The organism is Pseudomonas sichuanensis, from assembly GCF_003231305.1.
In the GTDB taxonomy this organism is placed as follows: Bacteria; Pseudomonadota; Gammaproteobacteria; order Pseudomonadales; family Pseudomonadaceae; genus Aquipseudomonas; species Aquipseudomonas sichuanensis.
Genome location: NZ_QKVM01000005.1, coordinates 32,717 through 54,468 on the forward strand (window position 1 = coordinate 32,717; position 21,752 = coordinate 54,468).

Consider the following 21,752-nt stretch of genomic DNA (forward strand, 5'->3'; position numbering starts at 1 on the left):
ACGCAGCAGAGCAAGACCAGGAGTCCTCTCAGACGTTTAATCACAACGCTAGATCCTCAGGTGTAAATGTCATCTTGAATGAACGATACGGATTGAATTCGTTCGGCTTCAAGCCCTGCATCTCGGTCAACCGACCAATGTTCTTCACCGCGGCCACGGCCGAGCTGTCGAACGGACCGTCGCCGCTGGACTTGGCCACGCTCACGTTGGTGAGGGTACCGTCCGGCAACATGTTGATCTGCAGAACTACCGTCATGCCTTTGCGCGCAGAGGGCGGACGCGCCCAGCCTTCGGCTGCTCGCATACGGATCAGGTCGTCGAAATCGCCGGCCACCTGGTCACCCTGCTCATCGGCCAGCGCCTGCTGGCGCTCGGTAGTGTCGGACAACAGCTCGGCAAGTGCCTGAGCCTTCTTGTCTTCCGCCGATTTGCGGGCCGCTTCCTGTGCTTTTTTCTTCTGGGCGTCTGCAGCGGCCTTTTTCTTGGCCTCTTCAGCTGCCTTCTTCTTGGCTTCCTCGGCCGCCGCTTTCTTCTTGGCGTCCTCGGCTGCTTTTTTCTTCGCGTCTTCGGCGGCTTTCTTCTTCGCCTCTTCCGCTGCTTGTTTCTTGGCCTCTTCTTCGGCCTGCTTTTTCGCTTCTTCTTCAGCCTTCTTCTTGGCGATGTCGGCCTGCTGTTTTTCAGCCGCCCTCTTCGCCTCTTCGGCTTTCTTGGCTTCTGCGGCTTTCTTCTGCTCGGTCGCCTTGGCGGCCTCTTCGGCTTTCTTGGCCTCGGCGGCTTCGCGGGCTTCCTCAGCTTTTTGAGCAGCGTCGGCTTTCTTTTGTTCCGCAGCCTTCACGGCTTCCTGCTCGACCTTCTTCTGCTCCAGCTGCTCGACCTCGGTCTGACGCGACGCGGTTTTCTTCGCTTCCCCGGCAATCTTCTGATTGGTCTGGGTGGTCGCCTGGCTTTTGGACTTGAGCTGGTAGAGCGTGGCCTGGACGATCGGCTTGGAGGGTGGCAGCTCAGGCGTCATGGCAAAACTGACGAACAGCATGCCGAACACCAGCACATGCAGGCCAATGGCCCAGACACTGGGCCAGAAGTAGCTTTCCGAGGCGGATGGCTCTCGCTGCTGCATCAGGGCGCCTCGGTAATCAGGCCAACGTTACCGACACCGGCCTTCTGCAACCCGCCCATGGCACCCATGACCGCGCCGTAGTCGACGGACTTGTCGCCACGAATGAAGACCTGGGTCTGCTTGCCCTGGTCGCGGCCGGCGGCAATGATCTTGGTCACCGCGCTGGTCATTTCCGGCAAGGTCATGGCCTTGTCCATCTGCTTGTCGGTGTCGACTTCACTGCCGAGGTTCCAGAAGTAAGTCTTGTCGGCCTTGATCGAGATGGTCAGGATCTGCACGTTGTTGTCTTGCGGCAGGGCTTCGCTGGACACCTTGGGCAGGTCTACTTTCACGCCCTGGTTGAGCATGGGGGCGGTCACCATGAAGATGACCAGCAGCACCAGCATCACGTCGATGTAGGGCACCACGTTCATCTCGGCGACCGGCTTGCGTTTGTGGCGAACTCGGGCCATGGGTTTCTACCTGATCACTCTTCGCTGGTGTGTACTTTGCGGTGCAGGATCGCCTGGAACTCGTCGGCGAAGGTGTAGTAACGACCAATCAGTACTTCACTGCGTGCGGCAAAGCGGTTGTAGGCGATGACCGCCGGGATCGCGGCGAACAGGCCGATCGCGGTGGCAATCAGGGCCTCGGCGATACCGGGGGCCACGGTGGCGAGGGTCGCCTGCTGGGCGCTGGCCAGGCCGCGGAACGAGTTCATGATGCCCCAGACGGTACCGAACAGGCCGATGTACGGGCTGGTGGAGCCGACGGTGGCGAGGAACGGCAGGCTCTGCTCGAGCTTCTCTTCTTCACGGGAAATGGCAACGCGCATCGCACGGCCAACACCTTCCATCACGGCGTCCGGGTCGACACCCGGCTGCTGGCGCAGGCGCGAAAATTCCTTGAAACCGGCACGAAATACCTGCTCGACACCCGAGTCCGGGTCCGGGTTGCTGCCGGCCTGGCGGTACAGCTTGGACAGGTCGATACCCGACCAGAAGCGCTCCTCGAAGGCATCCAGGGCACGACGACCGGCACGCAGCATGGTGCTGCGCTGGAAGATCATGATCCAGGACATGACCGAAGCGGCCACCAGGGTGAGCATTACCAGCTGAACCACGACGCTGGCATTGGCGACCAGGCTCCACATGGAGGTATGGTCGACGACGTTTGCTTCCACGCTTATTCTCCTGCGTTGGATTGAGTACCCGTACCGTCCGCCAGGAACGCATCGCGCAGTTCTGGGGGAATGGCCCGGGGCTTGAAAGTGTCGGCACGCACAGCGGCCACAAGGAACTGCCCTTCGCAGAGCAGCACTTCATCCTTTATTCGCCATACCTGCTGCACGAAGCGCAGGCTGGCGCGATTCAATTCAAGCACTTGCGCGGTTACCCGCAATTCGTCGTCCAGCCGCGCCGGCGCGTGGTAGCGCGCTTCGCTGGAGTGCACGACGAACAGAAGATTGTCACCCGCCAGTTGCGCCTGGGAAAAGCCCAGGTGACGCAGGCGCTCGGTACGCGCTCGCTCCATGAACTTGAGGTAGTTGACGTAGTACACCACCCCGCCCGCGTCGGTATCCTCGTAATAGACGCGACAGCGGTGTGCGAACGGTTCCAGCCCATTTTGCGCGCGCATACTCTAGTGCTTACTCCTGAACTTGCCAATCCGCCCAGGCAACTGTTTTTGCCGGGTTAATGTCGTATTGCCAGCGTTTGGTGGGCATGCCTGCGGTAGGACCACGAAATCGCCGGTTCGATCTGTCATTCGTCGTCCTGGGCGGAATATTCCCCGCCCTCACAGAAGCGCCCGGGAATGTTCAGGCCGAAATGCAGGTAGGCGTGGCGAGTCACCACGCGGCCTCGCGGGGTGCGCATGATATAGCCTTGCTGGATGAGGTACGGCTCCAGCACGTCTTCAATGGTATGGCGCTCTTCGCTGATCGCTGCGGCCAGGTTGTCCACGCCCACCGGGCCACCGTCGAACTTCTCGATCATGGTCAGCAACAGACGCCGGTCGGAATGGTCGAAACCGCGCTCGTCGACGTCCAGCAGGTTGAGCGCCATGTCCGCCACGGCCTTGGTGATTTCACCCTTGCCGCGCACCTCGGCGTAGTCACGCACGCGGCGCAACAGGCGGTTGGCAATGCGCGGGGTACCACGCGCCCGGCGGGCGATCTCGAACGCACCGGTATCCTCGATCGACAATCCGAGAATGCCGGCCGAACGGCTGACGATGGTCGCCAGGTCCCGATCACTGTAGAACTCCAGGCGCTGAACGATACCGAAACGATCACGCAGGGGGTTGGTCAGCATGCCAGCGCGGGTGGTGGCACCGACCAGGGTGAACGGTGGCAGATCGAGCTTGATCGAGCGTGCAGCCGGCCCTTCTCCGATCATGATGTCCAGCTGGAAGTCTTCCATGGCCGGATACAGCACTTCCTCGACTACCGGCGACAAGCGGTGAATTTCGTCGATGAACAGCACATCGTGCGGTTCCAGATTGGTGAGCATCGCCGCCAGGTCGCCCGGGCGCTCGAGGATCGGCCCTGAGGTGCTCTTGACCGACACGCCCATTTCGTGGGCGATGATATTGGCCAGGGTGGTCTTGCCCAGGCCGGGCGGGCCGAAGATCAGGGTATGGTCGAGGGACTCGTTGCGACCGCGCGCAGCCTGGATGAACAGCGCCATCTGCTCGCGCACCACCGGCTGGCCGATGTATTCCTCCAGGCGCAGCGGACGGATTGCGCGGTCCTGGACCTCTTCGCGGTCGCGTCCGGAGGCGGCAATCAGGCGGTCGGTCTCGATCACTTGGTAATCATCCCTTTGAGGCTGCGACGGATCAGTTCTTCACTGCTGAGGTTGGCCTTGCCTTCGATGGCGGAAATTGCCTTGCTGGCCTCCTGCGGCTTGTAGCCCAGCGACACCAGCGCACTGACCGCGTCCGCCTCGGCCGTGTTGACGCTGGCCACCGGCAGTGGGCCGTCGGACACCAGGGCGAACATCGCCGGCGAGGTTTCCCAGGCCTTGAAGCGGTCCTTGAGCTCGACCAGCAGGCGCTCGGCGGTCTTCTTGCCGACGCCCGGCACGCGCACCAGCACGGCGGCGTCCTGCGCTTGCACGCACCGCACCAGATCGTCGACTTCAAGCCCGGACATCAACGCCAGCGCCAGCTTCGGGCCAACGCCATTGAGCCGGATCAGCTCGCGGAACAGTTCACGCTCGCGCTTTTCAGCGAAGCCGTACAACAGGTGGGCATCTTCACGCACCACCTGGTGGGTATGCAGGGTCACGACCTCCCCCACCTTGGGCAGGCGATAAAGGGTGGTCATCGGCACTTCGAGCTCGTAGCCCAGGCCATTGACGTCGACAATCAGGTGCGGCGGCTGTTTTTCCGCCAGGGTGCCGCGCAAACGTCCAATCACGTTCCGATCCTTTCTCTGGGGCGCCGGTCAGAAACCGCACAACCCTATCAGCAAATGCTTCGGGCGAACGGGTCACCCGGACAAAATATGTATCAGCGCATGAAGCGGTTACAGACGCAAGCGCCCGCCGCGCCGCCGCGCCGTGGTCAAACCATGGGGGATCAGGCTGGACCGGGTATGGGCATGGCACAGGGCGATGGCCAGGGCATCGGAGGCGTCGACTTGCGGTTTCTGGGTGAGCTTGAGCAGGTGCATGACCATCAACATCACCTGGTCCTTGTTGGCCCCACCGGTGCCCGCCACCGCCTGCTTGACCTGGCTGGCGGTATATTCGGCGATCTCCAGGCCCGCTTCTGCGGCAGCAACGATCGCAGCACCACGCGCCTGCCCCAGCTTGAGCGCCGAATCGGCATTGCGTGCCATGAACACCCGCTCGATACCCATGGTCACCGGGCCGTGCTGGCGAATGATCTCGCTGACGCCGCGAAAGACGACCAACAGCCGATCATGCAGCTCGCCATCACCGGTGCGAATACAGCCCGAGGCGACGTACTCGCAGCCGCGCGCGGTCTGCCGGACCACACCGAAGCCGGTGATGCGCGAGCCGGGGTCGATACCAAGAATCAGAGTCATAACGCCTACGGATATTTACGAATTTGCCGGCCCTATCGCGGGACAAGCCCGCTCCCACAGCGCGCATGCAAAAGCCGCGTGGGAGCGGGCTTGCCCCGCGATAGCGCCTGTCGCCGAAACTATCAGCCCAGTGCTTCCATGATCTCGTCGGAGATCTGTGCATTGGAGTAGACGTTCTGCACGTCGTCCAGGTCCTCGAGCATGTCGATCAGCTTGAGCACCTTCTCGGCGCCCTCCTGATCCAGCTCGGCACTGGTGGTCGGCTGCATCACGATCTCGGCATCCGAGGCCTTGAAGCCCGCCTCTTCCAGCGCATTACGCACCGCGTAGAAGCTGTTGAACGAGGTGAACACATCGAAGGAGCCATCGTCGTTGGCCACCACGTCGTCGGCATCGGCCTCCATCGCGGCTTCCATCAGCGCATCTTCGTCAACGCCCAGTTCTGCGGCGAAGCTGATCTGCCCCTTGCGCTCGAACAGGTAGGCCACCGAACCGTCGGTGCCCAGGTTGCCGCCACACTTGGTGAAGGCATGGCGCACGGCCGCGGCGGTACGGTTGCGGTTGTCGGTCATGGCTTCGACCATGATCGCCACGCCACCCGGCCCGTAGCCCTCGTAGCTGAGCTCTTCGACGTTGTCGCTTTCGTTGGTGCCGGCACCCCGGGCCACGGCGCGATCGATGATGTCGCGGCTCATGTTGGCACCCAGGGCCTTGTCCAGCGCCAGGCGCAGACGCGGGTTCGAAGCCGGGTCACCACCGCCTTGCTTGGCGGCGACGGTCAGCTCGCGGATCCACTTGGTGAAGATCTTGCCCCTCTTGGCATCCTGGCGCTCTTTGCGGTGCTTGATGTTCGCCCACTTGGAATGACCAGCCATAACGACTCCAAATCCTTGAAACAGAAACAGGTTCCGCCCCGAAGGGCGGAACGCGTGAAATACGTGGGCGCAGCGCTACCGTTGCGCCCGAGGTCGTAGTTACTCGACCTTGGTCTGCTCGCGCAGACGGATGTGCAGCTCGCGCAGGGCCTTGGCGTCGACCAGGCCAGGGGCCTGGGTCATCACGCACGCGGCGCTCTGGGTTTTCGGGAAGGCGATCACTTCACGGATCGACTGGGCGCCGGTCATCAGCATGACCAGGCGGTCCAGACCGAAGGCCAGGCCACCGTGGGGCGGCGCACCGAATTTCAGGGCGTCGAGCAGGAAGCCGAACTTCTCTTCCTGTTCCGCCGCCTCGATACCCAGCAGACGGAAGACCGCCTGTTGCATTTCTTTGCGGTGGATACGGATCGAGCCGCCACCCAGCTCGGTGCCGTTGAGCACCATGTCGTAGGCACGGGACAGTGCAGTGGCCGGGTTGGCCTCCAGCTCTTCCGGGGTGCATTTCGGCGCGGTGAACGGGTGGTGCAGTGCGGTGAAGCTGCCGTCTTCGTTCTCTTCGAACATCGGGAAGTCGACGACCCACATCGGGGCCCACTCGCAGGTCAGCAGTTCGAAATCGTGGCCCAAGCGGATACGCAGCGCGCCCAGGGCTTCGCTGACGACTTTGAACTTGTCGGCGCCGAAGAACACGATGTCGCCGTCGACCGCACCCACGCGATCGAGGATGTTGTTGAGGTTGGCCTCGGGGATGTTCTTGACGATCGGCGACTGCAGGCCTTCGACGCCCTTGGCGCGCTCGTTGACCTTGATGTAAGCCAGGCCCTTGGCACCGTAGATGCCGACGAACTTGGTGTACTCGTCGATCTTGCTGCGCGGCATGCTCGCGCCGCCTGGCAGACGCAGGGCGGTGACGCGGCATTTAGGATCGTTTGCCGGGCCGGCGAAGACCTTGAAGTCCACGTCCTTCAGCTGGTCGGCAACGTCAACCAGCTCCAGCGGGTTGCGCAGGTCGGGCTTGTCGGAACCGTAGCGACGCATGGCCTCTTCGAAGGTCATGTGCGGGAACTCACCGAATTCCAGATCCAGCACTTCCTTGAACAGCTTGCGGATCATGCTCTCGGTGAGGCCCATGATCTCGGATTCGTCGAGGAAGCTGGTCTCGATGTCGATCTGGGTGAATTCCGGCTGGCGGTCGGCACGCAGGTCTTCGTCACGGAAGCACTTGGCGATCTGGTAGTAGCGGTCGAAGCCCGCGACCATCAGCAGCTGCTTGAACAGCTGCGGCGACTGCGGCAGGGCGAAGAAGCTGCCGGCGTGGGTGCGGCTCGGCACCAGGTAGTCGCGGGCGCCTTCCGGGGTGGCGCGGGTCAGGATCGGCGTCTCGACGTCAAGGAAGCCATTTTCGTCGAGGAAGCGGCGGATGCTGGTGGTGATGCGCGAACGCAGGCGCAGCTTCTCGGCCATCTCCGGGCGACGCAGGTCGATGAAGCGGTAACGCAGGCGGGTTTCCTCGCCAACGTCGGAGTATTCGTTCAGCGGGAACGGCGGCGTTTCGGCTTCGTTGAGCACGGTCAGCTGGTAGCCGAGGATTTCGATGGCGCCGGAGGCCATGTTGGCGTTCACCGCGCCTTCCGGACGCTTGCGCACCTTGCCGGTGATCTGCACCACGTATTCGCTGCGCACGCGGTCGGCGGCGGCGAAGGTTTCGGCGCGATCCGGGTCGAAGACGACCTGGGCCATGCCTTCGCGGTCACGGATATCGAGGAAGATCACCCCGCCGTGGTCGCGACGACGATGGACCCAGCCGCAAAGGGTGACTTCCTGGCCGTCCAGGCTCTCGTTCAGTTGGCCGCAATAATGGCTGCGCATCATGGTCGTGGTTTCGCTTCTCGTGATTCGTGTATTCGGTGGAGGTCTTCGCCGCCCAAGGGGCTAATACTGCAAGACCCGGTCGGTGCAATTCAACTCAGTCGGCCTTGTCGCCGCCTGCCAGATTCTTTTTTGCCCCGGTCTTGAAGTCGGTCTCGTACCAGCCGTTGCCACTCAGGCGAAAGCCGGGGACCGACAGCAGCTTTTTCAATGCCGGGGCCTGACACGCCGGGCAATCGGTCAGCGGCGCGGCACTGATCTTCTGCAACACCTCCATGCGGTGTTCGCAGGATGCACATTGATAGTCGTAAAGGGGCATGGTGTCTCTCGTCAACCACATTGCAGGCTGCCCACGGCAGCAAAGAGCGGGATTATATATGGTTAACCGGAGCAGTGCAGCCCGCCCGGCGATCAGCGTGAATCCGGCGCATCCTGCAGCCATGCCACGCAGATCACCCGGACCAGGCCACTGAAGTTCCTCACCCCGCCATGGCGCAGGTGCACTTCACGGTCCACATAGGACAGCACAGCGCTCACCGAACACCGATTGGCCTGGGCAATCCGTTCGAGGATCCGCCAGTAGACCGCCTCCAGGCGCAGGCAGGTTGCAAAACCATTGAGCCGCACGGAGCGCGACACCGGCCCGGCCTGCTGCATGTCGAAATCCACCTTGAACGGGTCAATGCGCGGCCGACCACTGCCCTGCCCCTGCCTGCTCCCAGCATTTACACCTTGCGTAACACCGTACATCGCTTCGCTCCATCGTCACGAACCATCCCCGTCCGTCGCTGCGGGCGGGGTTCTAGACGTCAATGAAGCGCCGCCTGGCATGCGGATAGCAGCAGTAAAGCCTTCCCTCCAAATGAACAGGGCACGGCACCCTCTCTGGTGCCGCTCTCTGCCTTCAATGCTTGCGCAAGAGTCAAGCAGCAATTACTTCCCGTCGAGCAAAACCCGCAGCATCCAGGCCGTTTTCTCATGCACCTGCATGCGCTGGGTGAGCAAGTCGGCGGTTGGCTCGTCGCTGACCTTGTCCACCACCGGGAAGATGCTGCGCGCGGTGCGCACCACCGCCTCCTGGCCCTGCACCAGCTGCCGGATCATTTCATCGGCAACGGGCACACCCTCTTCCTCCTTGATCGACGAATGGCGCGCATAAAAGGCATAGGAACCCGGCGCGGGGAAACCCAGCGCACGGATGCGCTCGGCAATGGAGTCCACCGCCAGCGCCAACTCGTTGTACTGCTCCTCGAACATCAGGTGCAGGGTGCGAAACGACGGCCCGGTGACGTTCCAATGAAAATTGTGGGTTTTCAGGTACAGCACATAGGTATCCGACAGCAATCGGGACAACCCTTCGACGATGGACTTGCGATCCTCTTCACTGATACCGATATCGATAGCCATGACGTTCCCCTCTCCTTAATAGGCCTGGTTGATCAAGCGGGCGTCTGTCACTGCCAAACGCGCCTGCGCGACAACCCTACAAACCCTAGCAAGAGATTCCTCGCCACGCAGGCCGCGATGGCCAGCCGGCGCACGCGGTTTGAGAAGCCTGCGCCTTTGCTGTTAAATAGGCAGCGTGCCACCCGTGCGGACTGTTATTGCCGGGTGCATAGGCTGGCCTGTCACGTTTTTGCGCTTACACCTCACGCGCACCGTGCAGCCAGCTCATCCTGTGATCGGCCTTATCAATGCGAGCCAAATCAAATGTTCAAGATCGTCCATCTGGTGACGGGCGTGGCTGCCTTGCTGCTATCGCTCATACCCAGCCTCAGAACCGACGCCACACCCCTGCTGCAACAACCCGAGGCCGTATACCTGGCCTTGCTCGGGCTGCTCAACCTGATCCTGGCCCCGGCCCTGCCGCTGTACTACAACGGCATGCGCCAGCAATTGCAGCGCGCGACCAGCATCCTGCTGGTACTGGCCGTAGCCCTGCAGACGCTCACCCTGCTGGCACGCCCGGAACTGGGCAGCCTGCCCGCACTGGCCTGCGCCATCCTCGCCAGCGCCTTGCACCTGGCGGCAGGCTTTGCCCGCACGCCACGCAAAGCCCGCAGCCAGGGTGTAGCGCAAGACGCAGGCCTGCGCGATACCGGTACGGTGAAGTGGTTCAATACCTCGAAGGGCTTCGGCTTCATCTCCCGCGATACCGGTGACGATATCTTCGTGCACTTTCGCGCCATCCGCGGCGAAGGCCACCGCGTCCTGGTCGAAGGCCAGCGTGTGGAATTCTCGGTGATGCACCGTGACAAGGGCCTGCAGGCCGAGGACGTGGTCGCGGTCTCGCGCCGCTGACCACTGACTCCGCCGCCTTCAATAATGAGGCGGCGGAGCCTCCTCTCCCTCGCTGCCGTACTGGCCGACCATTTCTTCGTAACGCTTGATCAACTCGGCCACCTGCAATTGCAGGCGCTCGATCACCCGCCCCTGTTCGACCACCACGTCATTCAGCGCCTGGATGGTGTCATCCTGGAACGCCTGTCGGGTTTCCAGTTCGACGATCTGCATTTCAAGCGACATGCCTCAGGCCTCCTTGAAGCTTTCACCGAGCAACGCACGCACGCGCTGGCGAATGCCTTCCACCTGTTCCGGCGCATAGCCGATGGCCGGTACCTTGCCCCACACCGGCGCAGGCCAGGCGGCATCGCCGTGGCGACGGACGATGACATGCATGTGCAACTGACTGACAACGTTACCGAGCGTGGCGACGTTCATCTTGTCGGCAGCAAAGGCATCCTTCAACGCCTCGGCCAACGCATTGGTTTCCTGCCAGAGCTGCTGCTGATCAACCTCGTCGAGGTCGAAAAGCTCGCTGATGTCGGCACGACGCGGCACCAGGATGAACCAGGGGTAGTTGGCATCCTTGCTCAACAGCAAGCGGCATAGCGGCAGATCGCCCAGCACCAGGGAATCCTGCTGCAGGCGCGAATCGAGAGTGAACACGGCGTACCTCCTGAAAACAATGACGCCCCACAGGGCGAAAACAGGGGCGAAGGATACCCTGCTTCCTCTTTTGCCACATCAGCGAGGACACGCACCCAACAGGTACGCGCCCTCGTTTGAACCGGCGACGGTAACACCACGCTACTTTTCGCACCAAAATGATGCCAATCGTCACCGCACCACCACACTTCCTTCACACAAAACACGCAGGATCAACAGTGACGGGTAACACCTTGACTTTGAAGGCAACTGTTGCAAACAAGCAGGACATTGATCCATGGCACACCATAAGACAGGCGTCGCCCCGTGTTTACGGTGATTTCCACCCTGGCGCTTCGGTAACTGTGAAAATTTCATCAAGCGTTCGTGATTTTGAGCACGCTTGTTGCATTCGTTTGACGCCAAGTCGGCACGACACCTGCATCGTCGGGTGGACGCGACAAATAACAACAGCGACATCGGATCCACCAGGGAGTTTTCTGGCCACAACTTTGTGATTACGCACTCTTGATGGCTTGACAACAGCGCTGGCGTTGTACGCCCAACTAAACAGGGCGTGATTTGCGACATGGAAATAACTGTACGCGACACGGCCATAAAGTTATCGAAAGGTTGTTTTTGCCCGTATCGCCAAGAATAGTCAGCGTGATATACATTTTCGCCGACATAACAAGAAAGAGCTGCACCCTATAACTAAAACACCAGGGCGCAGCGGTACTCTTCCTAAAAACCAAAGGAGCAAATCACGATGCGCGTGATGAAGTGGAGCATGATCGCCCTGGCCGTAGCAGCAGGGACCTCGCAATTTGCTGTCGCCTCTTCGCAGGATGAATCCAAGGGTTTCCTCGAAGACAGCAAGCTCAACGTCAAGACCCGGATGCTGTATTTCAGCCGTGACTTCCGCAACAACGAACGCGACAAGGACGGCAACCGTCAGAGCCGCGCGGAAGAAACCGGCCTGGGCTTCCTGGGCACCTATGAGTCCGGCTTCACCCAAGGCACCGTCGGTGTCGGCGTCGACGCCATCGGCATGCTGGGCCTGAAACTGGACAGCGGCAAAGGCCGCGCCGGCACCGGCCTGTTCCCGACCGCACTCGACGGCCACTCGCAGGACGATTACTCGAAGGGCGGCGGCGCGGTCAAATTCCGCGTATCCGACACCGTGCTGAAGGTCGGCGACCAGTTCACTGCACTGCCAGTATTCGCCACCGACGACAGCCGCTTGCTGCCAGAGATCGCCCAAGGCGGCCTGATCACCAGCAACGAAATCAAGGGCCTGACCCTGCACGCCGGTCGCTTCACCAGCCTGACCGCGCAAGCCGAGACCAACCGCGACAGCCTGCACCTCAAGGAAGCTGACGTACTCGGCGGCACCTACGCCTTTACCGATACCCTGAGCACCAGCCTGTACTACTCCAAGGTTGAAGACTACTGGCGCAAATACTACGCCAACATCAACTGGGCACTGCCGATCTCCGACAAGCAAGGCCTGGTGTTCGACTTCAACATCTATGACACCAAGAGCGACGGCGCTGCCCTGGTCAAAGCCTTCGACGGCGACAAACTGGACAACCGTGCATTCAGCCTGTCCGGCGCCTACAACATCGGCGCCCACACCTTCACCCTGGCCTACCAGAAGGTCAGCGGTGACGGCGACTACGCCTACGGCGTGGACGGCGGCGGCACCATCTTCCTGGCCAACTCCATTGCCCGTTCCGACTTCAACGCCGAAGACGAGAAGTCCTGGCAGGCTCGCTACGACCTGAACTTCGCCGAGTACGGCATTCCAGGCCTGTCGTTCATGACCCGTTATGCCCACGGTACCGGCGCCAACGTCGCTGGCACCAACAACGGCAAGGAATGGGAACGCGACGTGGACATCAAGTACGTACTGCAGGAAGGCCCGGCGAAAGACCTGAGCTTCCGCGTCCGTCAAGCCACCTACCGCTCCAGCGATGGCGTGTACTACGGTTCGAGCTCGATCGACGAACTGCGCCTGATCGTCGAGTACCCGCTGAGCATCCTGTAAGCCTGTGCTTGCAACGCTTCGCGAATGAAAAAGCCCGGCCTAGGCCGGGCTTTTTCATGGCTGACACAACCGCATGACTGCTGCATTCTGTACGCTTTCGTCTCGCCCCCGTACAATGCGGGGTCATTTCACACTCAGGCAATCGACACGGCTCACCATGCGCACCAGTCAATATTTGCTCGCCACCCAAAAAGAAACCCCGGCAGATGCCGTGGTCATCAGCCACCAGCTCATGCTGCGTGCCGGCATGATCCGCAAGCTGGCCTCCGGCCTCTACACCTGGCTGCCGATGGGCCTGCGGGTGATGCGCAAGGTCGAGGCCGTGGTCCGCGAGGAAATGAACGCCGCCGGTGCCCTCGAAGTGCTGATGCCAAGCATCCAGCCCGCCGAGCTGTGGCAGGAATCCGGCCGCTGGGAACAGTACGGCCCAGAGCTGCTGCGCCTGAAGGACCGCCACAACCGCGAGTTCTGCGTCGGCCCGACCCACGAGGAGGTCATCACCGACCTCGCGCGCAACGAGCTGTCGAGCTACAAGCAGCTGCCGCTGAACATGTACCAGATCCAGACCAAGTTCCGTGACGAGATCCGTCCGCGCTTCGGCCTGATGCGCGGCCGCGAGTTCATCATGAAGGACGCCTACTCCTTCCATGCCGACCAGGCTTCCCTGCAGGAAACCTACGACCGCATGCACCTGGCCTACAGCAACATCTTTACCCGCCTGGGCCTGGACTTCCGTCCGGTGCAGGCCGACACCGGCTCCATCGGTGGCAGCTACTCCCACGAATTCCACGTGCTCGCCTCTTCCGGTGAGGACGACGTGATCTTCAGCGACAGCTCCGACTACGCCGCCAACATCGAAAAGGCCGAGGCCATTCCGCGCGAAACCGTGCGCCCAGCCCCAACCGAAGAACTGCGCCTGGTCGACACCCCAGACGCCAAGACCATCGCGCAACTGGTGGAAAACTTCGGCCTGGCGATCGAGAAGACCGTCAAGACCCTGATCGTGCATGGTGCCGAAGAGGGCAAGCTGATCGCCCTGATCGTCCGTGGCGACCACGAACTCAACGAAATCAAGGCCACCAAGCTGGAACAGGTTGCCGAGCCGCTGGTCATGGCCAGCGAAGCCGAACTGCGCGACGCCATTGGTGCCGGCGCCGGCTCCCTCGGCCCGCTGAACCTGCCGCTGGAATGCATCATCGACCGTTCGGTCGCCCTGATGAGCGACTTCGGCATCGGTGCCAACATCGACGACAAGCACTACTTCGGCGTGAACTGGGAGCGTGACCTGCCGGTTCCACAAGTCGCCGACCTGCGCAACGTCGTCGAAGGCGACCCGAGCCCGGACGGCCAAGGCACCCTGGTCATCAAGCGCGGCATCGAAGTCGGCCACATCTTCCAGCTCGGCACCAAGTACAGCGAGGCACTCAAGTGCCAGGTACTGGGTGAAAACGGCAAACCGGTAGTGCTGTCGATGGGTTGCTACGGCATCGGCGTATCCCGCGTGGTCGCCGCCGCCATCGAGCAGAGCTACGACGACAAGGGCATCATCTGGAACGACGCCCTGGCGCCCTTCCAGATCGCGCTGGTACCGCTGCGCTACGAAACCGACGTGGTACGCGAAGCCACCGACAAGCTGTACGCCGAGCTGACCGCTGCCGGTTTCGACGTGCTGCTGGACGACCGCGACAAGAAGACCAGCCCCGGCACCAAGTTCGCCGACATGGAATTGATCGGCATCCCGCACCGCATCGTCGTCAGCGATCGCGGCCTGGCTGAAGGCAACCTGGAATACAAGCACCGCACCGAGCAAGACGCCCAGGCGTTGCCGCTCAACGAAGTGCTGAGCTTCCTGCAGGCCCGTATCCGCCGCTGATAAACCGTTGCGCGAGTGATCATGTCCAAGCGAAGTACCTACACCCTGGGGGGCGCCGCACTGTGCGGCGCCCTGCTCCTCAGCGGTTGCGCCAACCAGATGCCCCAGCGCAGCGACCATGAAGAGCGCGTCGAGCGCAAGCTGCTCGAACACAGTCTGCAGATCGATGTCGGCGAGCCCAAGGTCATGGAGCTTCCGCAAAGGCGCGTGCGCATTCACGAACAGCAGCGCTTCGAGGTCACCGAATTCGAGGTGACCCGCCGATACGACCGCTACACGCCCTACCAGCCTTGGCGGGAGATCTACGAGATCCCGCTGGGTGCGGTTGCAGTGGTTGCCGGTATCGGCGCCAACGTGGCCAACGTGTTCGCCCTCGGCAACCTGCCCGAGAGCATGACCCACGACTGGCTCAGCTATGGCGTGGCCGGGCTCAACCCCTTCATGAACACGCCGTCCAATGGCCGGGCGCAACAGAACCTGGCCGGCATCAGCGAAGTGGAGAAAGGCAAGCGCGAAGAGTTCACCAGCGTGCCTTGGAACGAGCGGCTGGTCGAGGTCAAGGCCGGCAAGATGACCCACGAGCTGACCACCGACAAGAACGGTGTTCTACGCCTGAACCTGCTCGACAGCCCGTTCTCCGAGCAGAACCTCAAGCACGTAGGCACCCTGCACCTGCAGGTGGTCGACGAGGACAACGGCGTACGTGGCGATGCCAGCCTGCTGGTAAGCGGCAGCCTGCGTGGCAAGCTGCTGGAAGCGCACGAACTGATTTTCGATGACCTCGAAGACGACGATGTCGGCCAGTGGGTACATCGGGTCAAGCGCCTCTCGGAGCTGGGCCTGGAAGAAGAAGCCAGCGAGCTGGAGCAGAGCCTGATCGAGCTGACTCGCAACGATCCGGAACTGCAGCAGGACTTCCTCAAGACGCTGACCAAGGAAACCGGCCGCCTGGTCGCCGACCCTGGCGCGCAATGAATAGCTTGACGCAATAACAGGAAGGGGCGCACATCGCGCCCTTCTTTATGTGTCGTCGAACAACTCCAGCTGTTCATGGGCACCGCGCAAATCACGCAACCTCACCCCTACACCCAGTAAGCGCACGGGTTTACCCCCGCGGGCGAACGCCTGGCTGAGCAACTGCCGGTAACCCTCAAGGTCACGCCCTGCCCCAGCCTGTTCCAGGGTGGTTTGACTGAAGTCATGGAACTTCACCTTGACGAAAGGTTTGTCGGGCCGGTAGCTGCTGTCCATCCGGGCAATACGCTCGTTCAGGCTGGCCAGCAGGTCGGGGAGTTTTTCCAGGCAACTGGCCAGGTCCGGCAGATCTTGATCGTAGGTGTTTTCCACGCTGACCGACTGGCGACGGCTGTCAATCTGCACCGCACGTTCATCGATACCCCGCGCCAGCCCCCACAAGCGCTCGCCGAAACTGCCGAACTCACGGACCAATGCCAGGCGCGACCAATCACGCAAGGATAGGCATGTATCAATGCCCAGCCGCGACAGCTTGTCCGCCGTAACCTTACCTACCCCGTGCAGACGAGCGACTGGCAGCGCGGCGACGAACGCCTCCACCTGATCCGGCGTAATCACGAACAGGCCGTTGGGCTTGCGCCAGTCACTGGCAATTTTGGCCAGGAACTTGTTGGGCGCCACCCCGGCAGAAACCGTGATGTGCAACTGCTGTGCGACACGCCTGCGGATATCTTCGGCAATGCGCGTGGCGCTGCCGGCAAACCACTGGCTGTCACTGACGTCCAGATAAGCCTCGTCCAGCGACAAGGGTTCGATCAGCTCGGTGTAGTCACGGAAGATCGCGTGTATCTCTCGCGAGGCTTCACGGTAGGCCTCGAAGCGCGGCTTGACGATCTGCAGGTCCGGGCACAGCTTCATGGCATGCCCCGAGGACATCGCCGAGCGCACGCCATAGGCCCGCGCCTCATAATTGCAGGTGGCAATCACCCCACGCTGCCCTGGCTGCCCACCCACTGCCATGGGGCGCCCCACCAGGCGCGGGTCGTCACGCATCTCGATGGCGGCGTAGAAGCAGTCACAGTCGACATGAATGATCTTGCGCAAGGACATGGACGACAGCCAGTACTGTAAATTCATACAGATAGTACCCCAAGCCCCATGAGCGGAGACAGGGTGTACGCGACAATTGGCCTGGAACCCCCGCCAACACTGGGTCAGCCACCGATCTGGCACGCTAAGAGCCTGAACAGGAAAGGTTTTTTTGATTTAAATGTTGACATCGGGAAGGAATTCCGTAGAATTCGATCTCACAGGCGCGGGATGGAGCAGCCTGGTAGCTCGTCGGGCTCATAACCCGAAGGTCGTCGGTTCAAATCCGGCTCCCGCAACCAGATTAAAGAAAAGGCCACTGTTTCGACAGTGGTCTTTTTTATTGATCTCTGAAAAGCATTTCGGATGAACCATCAAGACTTTTGAGCATTAATGCTTGACAGCTTTCGGATAATCCGTAGAATGCGCCCCTCTGACGCGGGATGGAGCAGCCTGGTAGCTCGTCGGGCTCATAACCCGAAGGTCGTCGGTTCAAATCCGGCTCCCGCAACCAGATTCTAGAAAGGCCACTGTTTTTACAGTGGCCTTTTTTATTGCCCGCGTTCAGCTGTTTAGAAAAATCCAAGCAAATCAAGCATTTGTGCTTGACAGCCATTCGCTAATCGGTAGAATGCGCACCACTGACGCGGGATGGAGCAGCCTGGTAGCTCGTCGGGCTCATAACCCGAAGGTCGTCGGTTCAAATCCGGCTCCCGCAACCATATCGTCAGAACAAGCCCCGCCTATCGAAAGATAGTGCGGGGCTTGTTGCATTCCGGCCCATCGCATTGAGCCAATCAGACCAGGCGCAGTGCGCCTCCTGCCTCGCCCCGCCCCTGATCCACATAGCTGAATGAACTATCTTTAACTATCCTGAAACAGATTAACTACATGGGCCGGAGTAATATCTGGACACGTTTTTCCAAAGGGACTTTCACTTGGCCGTAGCTCGCTTGCACCTCGCGCTGACCGCACGGGGTACCCCATGACCGCCCCCACCCCCGAAACCCAGGCACCGCTGACTGCGGCCTTGCCTACGGCTGCGCAACGCCTGCCCTGGCTGGAACGCCTGAGCAAGTACCGCCAACCCCTGGGCCTCGCGCTGACCCTGGTGCTGTTCACCATGGGCCTGATTGCCTGCCGCCACCTGTTGAGCGAGCTGGACATCTACGCACTGCATGACGCCATGCTCAGCGTGCCGTCCAACGCTTTGCTGGGGGCACTGCTGGCTACTGCAGTCGGCTTCCTGATCCTGCTGGGCTACGAATGGTCTGCCAGCCGTTTCGCGGCGGTGCAGTTGCCGCCGCGAACCCTGGTGCTAGGCGGTTTCAGCGCCTTCGCAATTGGCAATGCCATCGGCCTGTCGATGCTCTCCGGAGGTTCGGTACGTTATCGCCTGTATGCCCGCCAAGGCCTGAGCGCCGCGGAAGTCGCACGCATGACCGTGTTCGCCAGCCTGTCGCTGGGCTGTGCGCTGCCGCCGCTGGCAGCCCTGGCCACCCTCAGCGACCTGCCGGCCGCAGCCACTGCGCTGCGCCTGCCCGCGCCGCTGCTGGGTGGGATTGCCGTGGCAGTACTGGCCCTGACCGCTGCGTTGGTAATGGGCCTGTACCGTCGCCGCCTGGCAGAGCAACCGCTCAAGGACAGCCTGCTGGTTCAGTTCGGCCGCCGCACCCTGCGCCTGCCAAGCGCTCGCCTGGCCGCCCTGCAACTGCTGATCACCGCGCTGGACGTAGCCGCCGCCGCCACCGTGCTGTACCTGCTGCTGCCGGAAGCGCCGCCATTCGGTGCCTTTGTACTGGTCTACCTGCTGGCTCTGGCTGCCGGCGTGCTGAGCCACGTGCCCGGCGGTGTCGGTGTATTCGAGGCGATTTTGCTGGCCGCCTTTGCCAACCAGTTGGGCGCCGCACCACTGGCCGCCGCACTGCTGCTGTACCGGCTCATCTACGTTGTACTGCCGCTGCTTGTGGCGTGCGTACTGCTGCTGGCCAACGAAGCGCGCCGCCTGCTGTTCGCCCAACAAGCCATCCGTGCGGCTTCCGGGCTGGCTGCACCGGTACTGGCGATCCTGGTGTTCCTCTCCGGTGTGGTGCTGTTGTTCTCCGGCGCCACCCCCGAAATCGACAGCCGCCTGGAACACATGGGTTTCCTGATTCCGCACCGGCTGATCGATGCGTCGCACTTCGGCGCCAGCCTCATCGGCGTGCTGTGCCTGCTGCTGGCCCAGGGCCTGCGCCGCCGTCTGTCAGCCGCCTGGCTGCTGACCACCGTGCTGCTGCTGGCAGGCGCAGTCCTGTCGCTGCTCAAGGGCTTCGACTGGGAAGAAGCCACGCTCATGTGCCTCACCGCGGCCCTGCTGGCACTGTTCCGCCGTTCGTTCTATCGCCCCAGCAGGCTGCTCGAGCTGCCGTTCTCGCCGGTGTACCTGGTGGCCAGCGCCTGCGTGGTCGGCGCGTCGATCTGGCTGCTGCTGTTCGCCTATCAGGACGTACCCTACACCCACAAACTGTGGTGGCAGTTCACCCTGGATGCCGATGCCCCACGCGGCCTGCGCGCGGCCATGGGCAGCGCCGTACTGTTGGTGATCGTCTCCCTGACCTGGCTGCTGCGCACCGCGCGCCCGGTGATCCACCTGCCCACCGAAGACGAACTGCAACGCGCCAACCGCATCCTGCTGGCCTCCGACCAGCCAGATGGCGGCCTGGCGCTGACCGGCGACAAGGCCCTGCTGTTCCATCCCAGCGACAACGCCTTCCTCATGTACGCCCGCCGTGGCCGCAGCCTGGTGGCGTTGTACGACCCGATCGGGCCGGCCCAGGAGCGCGCCGAGATGATCTGGCAGTTCCGCGACCTGTGCGACCTGCACCACGCCCGCCCGGTGTTCTACCAGGTGCGCGCGGAAAACCTGCCGTTCTACATGGACATCGGCCTGACCGCGATCAAGCTGGGCGAGGAAGCCCGCGTCGACCTGCGCCGCTTCGACCTCGAAGCCAAGGGCAAGGAAATGAAGGACCTGCGCTACACCTGGAACCGCGGTGGGCGCGACGGCCTGAGCCTTGAGGTCCATGAGCCCGGCCAAGCGCCGCTGGCGGAGCTCAAGGAAATCTCCGACGCCTGGCTCGAAGGCAAGAACGTGCGTGAGAAAGGCTTCTCGCTCGGCCGCTTCAGCCCTGAATACCTGCAGCACTTTCGCATCGCGCTGATCCGCTTCCAGGGTCGCCCGGTGGCCTTTGCCAACCTGCTGGAAACCCACAGCAACGAGCTGGCCAGCCTGGACCTGATGCGCGCCCACCCGGACGCGCCGAAGCTGACCATGGAATTCATGATGGTTGGCCTGATCCTCCACTACAAGAGCCATGACTATGGCCGTTTCAGCCTGGGGATGGTCCCCCTTTCCGGCTTGCAGCCGCGGCGCGGCGCACCCTTGACCCAGCGCCTGGGTTCGATGGTGTTCCAGCGTGGCGAGCAGCTGTACAACTTCCAGGGCCTGCGGCGCTTCAAGGACAAGTTCCAGCCGGACTGGGAACCCCGTTACATGGCCGTGCCGGCCGGGCTCGACCCGCTGGTGGCACTGGCTGATACCGCCGCCCTGATCGCTGGTGGCCTGACTGGATTGGTGAAACGTTGATGATCCGACGCTATTGGCTGTACGTACTGATTCCCCTGCTACTGGCCGCCCTGGCCGGCGGCGCGGCCTTCTGGCTGTGGACCCGCCCTGCGCCAGAAGCGCGCCTGGACCACCTGACCCTGGGCGACGGCAGCAGCCTGACCCGGGCCACTCCTGGCGTGCATGCCAAGGCCCGGGTAGCCATCGGCGTGCCGCAGGAGCAGGCCTTGAGCGACAAGCAGCTGCTGGACCTGAGCCAGGCCGGCGAAGCTCAACTGGTGCAGGTGATCCTGCCACCGGCCGACTGCGGCAAACAGCAAGCGGCCATGAATGAGGCACTGGCCCAGTTGTCCGACAAACCCACCGTGGTCGCCGGCATCGGCCCCGGTGCCGCCCAGGCCTGGCGCTGGTTGGCCACACAGAGCGATGACAAGGCCCGCGCCATCTCGGTGGACTTCAACCTTGAACAGCCGGGCTGCCAGGTTGCATTGCCCAAATCCGCCGCCCACGGCCACTGGAACGTGGCCTGGAACGACAACCCGGACGATGCCAGCGCCGCCTTCGTGCGCGACCAGGCCAACGCCGAGACCAGCATTGCCGACTACGACATCCACCTGCCCCAGGTACTCAAGGCCCAGCTCACCCAAGCCCTGGTCGGTCAGGACGGCAATGCCCTGGCGATCCCGGTGGTCGAAGTCCCGGCCGGGCAGACCACCGACACCGTCACCCTGTTCCTCTCGGGCGACGGTGGCTGGCGCGACCTGGACCGCGACGTCGCCGGCGAGATGGCCAAGCTCGGCTTCCCGGTGGTGGGTATCGACACCCTGCGCTACTACTGGCAGCACAAGACGCCGGAGCAAAGCGCCGCCGACCTGTCCGAGCTGATGCAGCACTATCGCCAGAAATGGGGCACCAAACGTTTCGTGCTGACCGGCTACTCGTTCGGCGCCGACGTACTGCCTGCCATCTACAACCGCCTGCCCGAAGAAGACCAGAAGCGCGTCGATGCGGTGATCCTGCTGGCCTTCGCCCGCAGCGGCAGCTTCGAGATCGAGGTCGAGGGCTGGTTGGGCAAGGAAGGCCAGGAAGCCCCGACCGGGCTGGAGATGGCCAAGCTGCCCGCCTCCAAGGTGGTCTGCGTGTACGGTGTCGAGGAAACCGACGAAAGCGGCTGCACCGACAAGACTGCCGTGGGTGAACGCATGAAACTGCCCGGCGGTCACCACTTCGACGAAAACTACCCGGCACTGGCCAAGCGCCTGATCAACGAGATCGAGACCCGCCAGGGGAAGTCCAGCGTCGCTGAAAAATGATGTGAAAAGGGGCCGCT

General features: G+C 62.3%; 21 protein-coding genes and 3 tRNA genes. 9 read left to right on the forward strand and 15 right to left on the reverse strand.

What is annotated here, in order from left to right; genetic code table 11:
- Positions 1-40: 40 nt before the first annotated feature.
- From tolA to DM373_RS04080, 12 genes are all read right to left on the reverse strand, one after another.
- Entirely contained in the window at positions 41-1,117 is a 1,077-nt protein-coding gene (gene tolA, locus DM373_RS04025; RefSeq protein WP_110992338.1) for a cell envelope integrity protein TolA, read from the reverse strand.
- Positions 1,117-1,569: a protein TolR gene (gene tolR, locus DM373_RS04030; RefSeq protein WP_110992339.1), complete on the reverse strand. Its 453-nt coding sequence runs from the start codon at positions 1,567-1,569 to the stop codon at positions 1,117-1,119. Before tolR ends, tolA begins: the two co-directional genes overlap by 1 nt.
- A 14-nt stretch (positions 1,570-1,583) precedes the next feature.
- On the reverse strand, positions 1,584-2,279 hold the full coding sequence (gene tolQ, locus DM373_RS04035; protein WP_110992340.1) for a protein TolQ: 696 nt from the start codon (positions 2,277-2,279) through the stop codon (positions 1,584-1,586).
- Between the two features lie 2 nt (positions 2,280-2,281).
- Positions 2,282-2,734, reverse strand: coding sequence for a tol-pal system-associated acyl-CoA thioesterase (gene ybgC, locus DM373_RS04040; protein ID WP_110992341.1), 453 nt, complete (start codon positions 2,732-2,734; stop codon positions 2,282-2,284).
- Between the two features lie 125 nt (positions 2,735-2,859).
- Positions 2,860-3,906: a Holliday junction branch migration DNA helicase RuvB gene (gene ruvB / locus DM373_RS04045; RefSeq protein WP_110992342.1), complete on the reverse strand. Its 1,047-nt coding sequence runs from the start codon at positions 3,904-3,906 to the stop codon at positions 2,860-2,862.
- A complete protein-coding gene (ruvA, locus tag DM373_RS04050) occupies positions 3,903-4,520 on the reverse strand; it encodes a Holliday junction branch migration protein RuvA (RefSeq protein WP_110992343.1) in 618 nt (205 codons plus the stop codon). Before ruvA ends, ruvB begins: the two co-directional genes overlap by 4 nt.
- Before the next feature lie 108 nt (positions 4,521-4,628).
- On the reverse strand, positions 4,629-5,153 hold the full coding sequence (gene ruvC, locus DM373_RS04055; protein ID WP_110992344.1) for a crossover junction endodeoxyribonuclease RuvC: 525 nt from the start codon (positions 5,151-5,153) through the stop codon (positions 4,629-4,631).
- 122 nt (positions 5,154-5,275) lie between these two features.
- Positions 5,276-6,028 (reverse strand): YebC/PmpR family DNA-binding transcriptional regulator, encoded by a 753-nt coding sequence (locus DM373_RS04060; RefSeq protein ID WP_110992345.1) that lies wholly within the window; start codon positions 6,026-6,028, stop codon positions 5,276-5,278.
- Between the two features lie 99 nt (positions 6,029-6,127).
- The gene (gene aspS / locus DM373_RS04065; protein ID WP_110992346.1) at positions 6,128-7,903 is read right to left on the reverse strand and encodes an aspartate--tRNA ligase; all 1,776 of its coding nucleotides are present in this window, start codon (positions 7,901-7,903) and stop codon (positions 6,128-6,130) included.
- Between the two features lie 94 nt (positions 7,904-7,997).
- Complete coding sequence (locus tag DM373_RS04070; protein WP_003254776.1) at positions 7,998-8,219, reverse strand: FmdB family zinc ribbon protein; 222 nt, start codon at positions 8,217-8,219, stop codon at positions 7,998-8,000.
- A gap of 92 nt (positions 8,220-8,311) precedes the next feature.
- Entirely contained in the window at positions 8,312-8,650 is a 339-nt protein-coding gene (locus DM373_RS04075; RefSeq protein WP_244215034.1) for a ribbon-helix-helix domain-containing protein, read from the reverse strand.
- Between the two features lie 183 nt (positions 8,651-8,833).
- Positions 8,834-9,307, reverse strand: a complete 474-nt coding sequence (locus tag DM373_RS04080; RefSeq protein ID WP_016392255.1) for a Dps family protein — start codon at positions 9,305-9,307, stop codon at positions 8,834-8,836.
- 303 nt (positions 9,308-9,610) lie between these two features.
- Between DM373_RS04080 and DM373_RS29415 the strand changes: the two genes are divergently transcribed.
- A complete protein-coding gene (locus DM373_RS29415) occupies positions 9,611-10,201 on the forward strand; it encodes a cold-shock protein (RefSeq protein ID WP_110992347.1) in 591 nt (196 codons plus the stop codon).
- Positions 10,202-10,219: 18 nt separating this feature from the next.
- Here the strand turns inward: DM373_RS29415 and DM373_RS04090 are convergent, their stop codons facing one another.
- Both DM373_RS04090 and DM373_RS04095 read right to left on the reverse strand, forming a co-directional pair.
- Positions 10,220-10,426, reverse strand: a complete 207-nt coding sequence (locus DM373_RS04090) for a SlyX family protein (RefSeq protein WP_110992348.1) — start codon at positions 10,424-10,426, stop codon at positions 10,220-10,222.
- Between the two features lie 3 nt (positions 10,427-10,429).
- Positions 10,430-10,849 carry an HIT family protein gene (locus DM373_RS04095; protein ID WP_110992349.1) on the reverse strand — a complete coding sequence of 140 codons (420 nt, stop codon included), beginning with the start codon at positions 10,847-10,849 and terminating at the stop codon, positions 10,430-10,432.
- Positions 10,850-11,597: 748 nt separating this feature from the next.
- Between DM373_RS04095 and DM373_RS04100 the strand changes: the two genes are divergently transcribed.
- The 3 genes from DM373_RS04100 (at position 11,598) to DM373_RS04110 (ending at position 15,726) form a co-directional block, all read left to right on the forward strand.
- Entirely contained in the window at positions 11,598-12,878 is a 1,281-nt protein-coding gene (locus DM373_RS04100; protein ID WP_110992350.1) for an OprD family porin, read from the forward strand.
- A gap of 157 nt (positions 12,879-13,035) precedes the next feature.
- Complete coding sequence (locus DM373_RS04105; RefSeq protein ID WP_110992351.1) at positions 13,036-14,751, forward strand: proline--tRNA ligase; 1,716 nt, start codon at positions 13,036-13,038, stop codon at positions 14,749-14,751.
- 21 nt (positions 14,752-14,772) lie between these two features.
- Positions 14,773-15,726 carry a YceB family lipoprotein gene (locus tag DM373_RS04110; protein WP_110992352.1) on the forward strand — a complete coding sequence of 318 codons (954 nt, stop codon included), beginning with the start codon at positions 14,773-14,775 and terminating at the stop codon, positions 15,724-15,726.
- A gap of 45 nt (positions 15,727-15,771) precedes the next feature.
- On the opposite strand, the gene dinB is transcribed toward DM373_RS04110, so the two are convergent.
- Positions 15,772-16,830: a DNA polymerase IV gene (gene dinB, locus DM373_RS04115; RefSeq protein WP_167409798.1), complete on the reverse strand. Its 1,059-nt coding sequence runs from the start codon at positions 16,828-16,830 to the stop codon at positions 15,772-15,774.
- Positions 16,831-17,040: 210 nt separating this feature from the next.
- Between dinB and DM373_RS04120 the strand changes: the two genes are divergently transcribed.
- From DM373_RS04120 to DM373_RS04140, 5 genes are all read left to right on the forward strand, one after another.
- Positions 17,041-17,117, forward strand: a tRNA-Met gene (locus DM373_RS04120).
- Between the two features lie 135 nt (positions 17,118-17,252).
- Positions 17,253-17,329 (forward strand) — tRNA-Met (locus DM373_RS04125).
- A 131-nt stretch (positions 17,330-17,460) separates the two neighbouring features.
- Positions 17,461-17,537 (forward strand) — tRNA-Met (locus DM373_RS04130).
- 263 nt (positions 17,538-17,800) lie between these two features.
- Positions 17,801-20,443: a bifunctional lysylphosphatidylglycerol flippase/synthetase MprF gene (mprF, locus tag DM373_RS04135; RefSeq protein ID WP_110992354.1), complete on the forward strand. Its 2,643-nt coding sequence runs from the start codon at positions 17,801-17,803 to the stop codon at positions 20,441-20,443.
- Positions 20,443-21,735 (forward strand): virulence factor family protein, encoded by a 1,293-nt coding sequence (locus tag DM373_RS04140; RefSeq protein ID WP_110992355.1) that lies wholly within the window; start codon positions 20,443-20,445, stop codon positions 21,733-21,735. Before mprF ends, DM373_RS04140 begins: the two co-directional genes overlap by 1 nt.
- Positions 21,736-21,752 lie beyond the last annotated feature (17 nt).

What these genes read in the sequence shown, in the direction of transcription:
- ruvC (WP_110992344.1), bottom strand. Translation starts at nt 5,153, where the DNA reads ATGACTCTGATTCTTGGTATCGACCCCGGCTCGCGCATCACCGGCTTC.
- ybgC (WP_110992341.1), bottom strand. Translation starts at nt 2,734, where the DNA reads ATGCGCGCGCAAAATGGGCTGGAACCGTTCGCACACCGCTGTCGCGTC.
- DM373_RS04100 (WP_110992350.1), top strand. Translation starts at nt 11,598, where the DNA reads ATGCGCGTGATGAAGTGGAGCATGATCGCCCTGGCCGTAGCAGCAGGG.
- mprF (WP_110992354.1), top strand. Translation starts at nt 17,801, where the DNA reads ATGACCGCCCCCACCCCCGAAACCCAGGCACCGCTGACTGCGGCCTTG.
- DM373_RS04140 (WP_110992355.1), top strand. Translation starts at nt 20,443, where the DNA reads ATGATCCGACGCTATTGGCTGTACGTACTGATTCCCCTGCTACTGGCC.
- DM373_RS04075 (WP_244215034.1), bottom strand. Translation starts at nt 8,650, where the DNA reads ATGTACGGTGTTACGCAAGGTGTAAATGCTGGGAGCAGGCAGGGGCAG.
- aspS (WP_110992346.1), bottom strand. Translation starts at nt 7,903, where the DNA reads ATGATGCGCAGCCATTATTGCGGCCAACTGAACGAGAGCCTGGACGGC.
- DM373_RS04105 (WP_110992351.1), top strand. Translation starts at nt 13,036, where the DNA reads ATGCGCACCAGTCAATATTTGCTCGCCACCCAAAAAGAAACCCCGGCA.
- tolA (WP_110992338.1), bottom strand. Translation starts at nt 1,117, where the DNA reads ATGCAGCAGCGAGAGCCATCCGCCTCGGAAAGCTACTTCTGGCCCAGT.
- DM373_RS29415 (WP_110992347.1), top strand. Translation starts at nt 9,611, where the DNA reads ATGTTCAAGATCGTCCATCTGGTGACGGGCGTGGCTGCCTTGCTGCTA.
- DM373_RS04070 (WP_003254776.1), bottom strand. Translation starts at nt 8,219, where the DNA reads ATGCCCCTTTACGACTATCAATGTGCATCCTGCGAACACCGCATGGAG.
- tolR (WP_110992339.1), bottom strand. Translation starts at nt 1,569, where the DNA reads ATGGCCCGAGTTCGCCACAAACGCAAGCCGGTCGCCGAGATGAACGTG.
- DM373_RS04060 (WP_110992345.1), bottom strand. Translation starts at nt 6,028, where the DNA reads ATGGCTGGTCATTCCAAGTGGGCGAACATCAAGCACCGCAAAGAGCGC.
- DM373_RS04110 (WP_110992352.1), top strand. Translation starts at nt 14,773, where the DNA reads ATGTCCAAGCGAAGTACCTACACCCTGGGGGGCGCCGCACTGTGCGGC.
- DM373_RS04090 (WP_110992348.1), bottom strand. Translation starts at nt 10,426, where the DNA reads ATGTCGCTTGAAATGCAGATCGTCGAACTGGAAACCCGACAGGCGTTC.
- DM373_RS04080 (WP_016392255.1), bottom strand. Translation starts at nt 9,307, where the DNA reads ATGGCTATCGATATCGGTATCAGTGAAGAGGATCGCAAGTCCATCGTC.